This window comes from Actinokineospora sp. (assembly GCF_050699995.1).
GTDB lineage: Bacteria > Actinomycetota > Actinomycetes > Mycobacteriales > Pseudonocardiaceae > Actinokineospora.
On record NZ_JBOHGC010000506.1, the window covers coordinates 1 to 2,259 of the forward strand.

A 2,259-nucleotide genomic window follows, 5' to 3' on the forward strand; every position below is an offset into this window, starting at 1 on the left:
CCCCGCTCCCCTCTGTGGCGATCATCGGCACGTGGTACTGCCGCAGGATGCCGACGATCTCGTCGTGTTTGCGTGCGAGCACCGAATCGATTCGCGCGCTGAACGCCTTATCGGACCGCCGCACCGCCATGGCGATATCGAATGCGAAAGGCATCCCCGACGCCGCGTCGGAGTCGGGCAGCGCGACGAGCGTGAGCGGCACCGGGGCTCGACTGGCGTAGTGGCCCGCTAGCGGACCCCACACGATCGCCACGTCCACGGTGCCGTTCGCGACGGCGTCGATGATATGGTGCGGGCGGTCGGCCGTCGGCGTGTAAAACGTATGGAAGCCGACGAGGTTGCCCACGACCCCGCGGGCGCTGAGGGCGTGCGCGGGCGGGGTGTTGGTGTAGTCGTAACCGATCAGGTTCACGCCGATCTTCAGGTGCCGCAGCACCGTGTCGTCCAAGGAACGGATGTCGAGGTTCCGGCCCTGGCGGTAGACGAAGTAGTACGTGGAGCGGTAATACGGTCTGGTGGTCAACACCGGGTCGAAGCCTTTGGGGACGCCGACGATCAGGTCGCACAGCCCCGCCCGGAGCGTGTTCCGGACGAAGCCGCGGCGGTGCGGCCACCACACGTTGACCAGCGAATCGCCGAGCTCCGCGGCGATGAGCTGGGCGATCTTGTTCTCGAAGCCCTCTTGCCGCTCGTTCGAGAACGGGAGGTCGTCCGGGTCGGCACAGACGCGAAGCACGGGCGGCTCCGGCGTCCGGGCGCTCACCACGACCGCCATCGACGTCGCGAGGAGGAGTAATCCGGCGACCTTCGCTCGTGTGCCGATCATCGGGCTCCCTGGCGCGCGGCGCCGGCGTGTGAAGAACAACTGTCACCGGCATAGTACACCCGGTGCCGGAGGCTGTTCGCTCCGACACCGGGTGACTGTGCGCTGCGTGTTACCGAATCCTTAGGGCAGGGCGAACACCGTCAGCACCCCACCCTGCGTGCTGAAGCTGGACACATCGCCGAACGCGCCGAGCGCGCCCAGCCCAGCCGTGGGATCTTCCGGCCCGATCCCCGCAGCGACGCCGATGCCGGCCCAGCCGCCCACGCCGGAGAGGACGGCGACGTACTGCTTGCCATCCGGCCCGGTGTAGGTCATCGGGTTCCCGATGATGCCCGACGGCGTCTTGAATCTCCACAGCTCCGCGCCGGTCCGGGCATCGACCGCCTTGAGCCAGCCTTCCATCGTACCGTAGAAGACCACGCCGCCCGCCGTCGCGAGTGCGCCGCCGTAGGCCGCGAGGTTCTCCTTGATTTCCCACTTGACCGAGCCGGTCGTCGCGTCCCAGGCGATGAAGCGACCGCGGTGGCCGCCCGGGCCCGGATACATCCGCACGATCGCGCCGACGTACGGCTGACCGGCCGAGTACTTCACCTCGACGCCCTCGTAGTCCATGCAGATGTGATTCGCGGGGACGTAGAAGAGGCCGGTCTGCGGCGAGTACGCCGCCGGCTGCTGATCCTTGAAGCCGATCGCGGCGGGGCAGATCCCCGTGGTGTTTTTCGCGGAGGTCGTCCCGTACCGCGGGTCCCGCACCGGCAGGCCCGTCGCCAGGTCGACGCTGGTCGCCCAGTTGACCGGCCCGAACGGCTTGGCGACGAGCACCCGGCCGTTGGTCCGGTCGAGCGTGTAGCCGAACCCATTGCGGTCGAAATGCACCAACGCCTTCACCGCCCGACCGCCGATCGTGAGGTCGGCCAGAATGTTTTCGTTGACGCCGTCGTAATCCCACTCGTCGTGGGGCGTCATCTGGTAGGCCCACTTCACCTGGCCGTTGTCGGGATTGCGCGCGAAGATCGTCATCGACCACTTGTTGTCGCCCGGACGCTGATCCGGGTTCCACGTGCCCGGATTCCCGCTGCTGTAATAGAAGAGGTTCAGCTCGGGATCGTACGAGTACCAGCCCCACGTCGTCCCGCCCCCGCGCTGCCACTCGTCGCCCTGCCAGGTCGACACGCCGAGGTCCTTGCCCCGGTGGGATGGATAATGGGGGTTGGCATCGCCGACGATCTTGACGTCGGCATCGGGCCCGGTGCTGTACCCCCGCCAGACTTCCCGGCCGCTGTTCACGTCGTAGGCGGTCACGCGGCCGCGCACGCCGAACTCACCGCCCGAGATTCCCGCGATCACGATGTCCTTGATCACGATCGGGGCGTTGGTCATCGTCGAGCCCTGCCGGTAATCGGCATTGGGAACCCGCCACAGCTGCCGGCCGG

2 protein-coding genes are annotated in these 2,259 nt (G+C 67.6%); both read right to left on the bottom strand.

Annotation, left to right across the window (positions count from 1 at the left end):
- Nucleotides 1-826, bottom strand: an 826-nt coding sequence (locus ACRDSQ_RS25355) for a quinoprotein dehydrogenase-associated putative ABC transporter substrate-binding protein (RefSeq protein WP_431424472.1), incomplete at its 3' end; no start/stop codon positions are given.
- Between the two features lie 120 nt (nt 827-946).
- A partial coding sequence (locus tag ACRDSQ_RS25360; protein ID WP_431424473.1) for a PQQ-dependent dehydrogenase, methanol/ethanol family occupies nt 947-2,259 on the bottom strand: 1,313 nt, incomplete at its 5' end.